We start from the raw sequence: 3,813 nt of genomic DNA on the forward strand, positions 1-3,813 counted from the left end.
TGACTCTGCTGGCTAACTCGCGACACGCGGGTGTCGGGTCCGTGACCTGAGCTGTTATAGCCCGAGATCATGCCGTGCGCGGCCGTTCTCCCCTCATCCGGCCGCGGATGGAGTGGTCGGTGTCGATGCAGCCGAGGCCGTGGCCGGATCCCGACCCGCAGATCGCGGCGGCGATCCAGGCGATGCATCGCGGTAAACGCGAGAAGCCATTACCTGTCCGAGTCCGTGATGAGCTGGGAGAACTGTTCGCCGACGCGGAGTTCGCAGTCGCGTTCGGAATCGAGGGCAAGCCAGGCTGGTCACCAGGACGGCTGGCGTTGATCACGGTGCTGCAGCGAGTGGACAACCTCACCGACCGCCAAGCCGCCGAGACCGTAAGAATGGACCTGAGCTGGAAATACGCCCTCGGCCTAGCGCTGGATGATCCCGGGTTCGACGCATCTGTGCTGAGTGAGTTCCGCACCCGGGTCCTCCAGCACGGCTTGGAGGAGAAGGCCCTGGACCTTCTCCTCGCCAAGCTGGGCGAGAAAGGCCTGGTGAGGGCGGGTGGTAAACAGCGGACCGACTCCACCCACGTGATCAGCGCGGTTCGGGATCTGAACCGGCTGGAGTTGGCCGGTGAGTGTGTGCGCGCCGCGTTGGAGGCGATCTCGGCCGCTGATCCGGGCTGGACGAGCAGGGTCCTGGAGCTGCCCGGATGGGCGCAGCGTTACCGGGCCCGCGTCGATTCATGGCGGCTGCCGACCTCAGAGTCGAAACGGGAGGAGTTGGCGGTCGCCTACGGCACCGACGGGTATGCGCTGCTGGAGGCGGTGTACGCGCCGTTCTCCCCGGTCTGGCTGCGGAACCTGCCCGCTGTCGACGCGCTGCGGGTCATGCTGGTTCAAAACTATGTGCGCATCACCGGTCGAGGCGGGCGGGAGGTGGTCAAGCGGCGGCGGCCCCTCGAAGACGACGGAGAGGGACTGCCGCCCGGAAGATGGCGGCTGACTTCCCCCTACGACATCGATGCCCGGTGGGCGGCCAAGGGCGAGGACCTGTTCTGGAACGGCTACAAGGTCCACATCAGCGAGACCTGCCATCCCACCCCCGGCGCGAACGGCGACACCAACGGCGAGAACGGCGAGAACGGCGAGAACATCGTGCCGCCCAACCTGATCACGAACGTGGCCACCACGGACGCGACCGTCCCCGACAACCAGATGACCGGCAAGATCCACCAGATGCTCGCGGCACGTGGGCTGCTGCCGGCCGAGCACTACCTCGATTCCGGCTACCCGTCCGCGGAAATCCTCGTGAGTGCGCGCAAGAGGTTCGATATCGCGCTGGTCACCCCGGTTCTGCTTGATCACTCATCACAAGCCCGTGCCGCCGCCGGCTACGACCGCTCGGCGTTCACCATCGACTGGGACGCCGAGCAGGTCATCTGCCCGCAAGGGCAGGCGAGTTCCTCGTGGAGTCCCTGCACTCAGCGCGAGACCGAGGCGATCGTGGTCAAGTTCAGCGGCGAGGTCTGCCGGCCGTGTCCGGTTCGCTCCTTGTGCACCTCGGCCAAGAAGGGTGGACGCCAGCTCACCATCCGCGCCCGCCCGCTTCAACAAGCTCTTGACCAGGCCCGTGTCGATCAGACCAGCAAGGAGTGGCAGGACAAGTACAAGCTCCGCGCCGGAGTCGAGGGCACCATGCGCCAGGCCGTCGCGGTCACCGGTGTTCGCCGGGCCCGCTATCGGGGCCTGGCGAAGGTCCACCTCGAACACGTCTTCTCCGCCGTGGCGCTCAACCTCATCCGCCTGGACGCCTGGTGGAACGGGCACCCACTCGACCGGACCCGCACCGGCCACCTTGCCCGCCTCGAACTGGCAGAACTCGCTCTCGCGGCCTGAGCCGAGTTAGCCAGCAGGGTCACCAACGACTCTGCTGGCTAACTCGCGACACGCGGGTGTCGGGTCCGTGACCTGAGCTGTTATAGCCCGAGATCATGCCGTGCGCGGCCGTTCTCCCCTCATCCGGCCGCGGATGGAGTGGTCGGTGTCGATGCAGCCGAGGCCGTGGCCGGATCCCGACCCGCAGATCGCGGCGGCGATCCAGGCGATGCATCGCGGTAAACGCGAGAAGCCATTACCTGTCCGAGTCCGTGATGAGCTGGGAGAACTGTTCGCCGACGCGGAGTTCGCAGTCGCGTTCGGAATCGAGGGCAAGCCAGGCTGGTCACCAGGACGGCTGGCGTTGATCACGGTGCTGCAGCGAGTGGACAACCTCACCGACCGCCAAGCCGCCGAGACCGTAAGAATGGACCTGAGCTGGAAATACGCCCTCGGCCTAGCGCTGGATGATCCCGGGTTCGACGCATCTGTGCTGAGTGAGTTCCGCACCCGGGTCCTCCAGCACGGCTTGGAGGAGAAGGCCCTGGACCTTCTCCTCGCCAAGCTGGGCGAGAAAGGCCTGGTGAGGGCGGGTGGTAAACAGCGGACCGACTCCACCCACGTGATCAGCGCGGTTCGGGATCTGAACCGGCTGGAGTTGGCCGGTGAGTGTGTGCGCGCCGCGTTGGAGGCGATCTCGGCCGCTGATCCGGGCTGGACGAGCAGGGTCCTGGAGCTGCCCGGATGGGCGCAGCGTTACCGGGCCCGCGTCGATTCATGGCGGCTGCCGACCTCAGAGTCGAAACGGGAGGAGTTGGCGGTCGCCTACGGCACCGACGGGTATGCGCTGCTGGAGGCGGTGTACGCGCCGTTCTCCCCGGTCTGGCTGCGGAACCTGCCCGCTGTCGACGCGCTGCGGGTCATGCTGGTTCAAAACTATGTGCGCATCACCGGTCGAGGCGGGCGGGAGGTGGTCAAGCGGCGGCGGCCCCTCGAAGACGACGGAGAGGGACTGCCGCCCGGAAGATGGCGGCTGACTTCCCCCTACGACATCGATGCCCGGTGGGCGGCCAAGGGCGAGGACCTGTTCTGGAACGGCTACAAGGTCCACATCAGCGAGACCTGCCATCCCACCCCCGGCGCGAACGGCGACACCAACGGCGAGAACGGCGAGAACGGCGAGAACATCGTGCCGCCCAACCTGATCACGAACGTGGCCACCACGGACGCGACCGTCCCCGACAACCAGATGACCGGCAAGATCCACCAGATGCTCGCGGCACGTGGGCTGCTGCCGGCCGAGCACTNCCTCGTTTCCGGNTACCCGTCCGCGGAAATCCTCGTGAGTGCGCGCAAGAGGTTCGATATCGCGCTGGTCACCCCGGTTCTGCTTGATCACTCATCACAAGCCCGTGCCGCCGCCGGCTACGACCGCTCGGCGTTCACCATCGACTGGGACGCCGAGCAGGTCATCTGCCCGCAAGGGCAGGCGAGTTCCTCGTGGAGTCCCTGCACTCAGCGCGAGACCGAGGCGATCGTGGTCAAGTTCAGCGGCGAGGTCTGCCGGCCGTGTCCGGTTCGCTCCTTGTGCACCTCGGCCAAGAAGGGTGGACGCCAGCTCACCATCCGCGCCCGCCCGCTTCAACAAGCTCTTGACCAGGCCCGTGTCGATCAGACCAGCAAGGAGTGGCAGGACAAGTACAAGCTCCGCGCCGGAGTCGAGGGCACCATGCGCCAGGCCGTCGCGGTCACCGGTGTTCGCCGGGCCCGCTATCGGGGCCTGGCGAAGGTCCACCTCGAACACGTCTTCTCCGCCGTGGCGCTCAACCTCATCCGCCTGGACGCCTGGTGGAACGGGCACCCACTCGACCGGACCCGCACCGGCCACCTTGCCCGCCTCGAACTGGCAGAACTCGCTCTCGCGGCCTGAGACGAGTTAGCCAGCAGGGTC

2 protein-coding genes are annotated in these 3,813 nt (G+C 66.8%); both read left to right on the plus strand.

Annotation, left to right across the window (positions count from 1 at the left end; all coding sequences use genetic code 11):
- The first annotated feature begins 125 nt into the window (after positions 1–125).
- On the plus strand, positions 126–1,883 hold the full coding sequence (locus tag QSK17_RS35535) for an IS1182 family transposase (protein ID WP_285711063.1): 1,758 nt from the start codon (positions 126–128) through the stop codon (positions 1,881–1,883).
- Between the two features lie 208 nt (positions 1,884–2,091).
- Entirely contained in the window at positions 2,092–3,792 is a 1,701-nt protein-coding gene (locus tag QSK17_RS35540; protein WP_502889351.1) for an IS1182 family transposase, read from the plus strand.
- Positions 3,793–3,813 lie beyond the last annotated feature (21 nt).

Origin of the sequence: Microtetraspora sp. NBRC 16547, assembly GCF_030268965.1 — a bacterium.
Taxonomy (GTDB): domain Bacteria; phylum Actinomycetota; class Actinomycetes; order Streptosporangiales; family Streptosporangiaceae; genus Microtetraspora.

Coding starts and splice junctions, on each gene's coding strand:
- QSK17_RS35535 (WP_285711063.1), top strand. CDS start 126: ATGCAGCCGAGGCCGTGGCCGGATCCCGACCCGCAGATCGCGGCGGCG.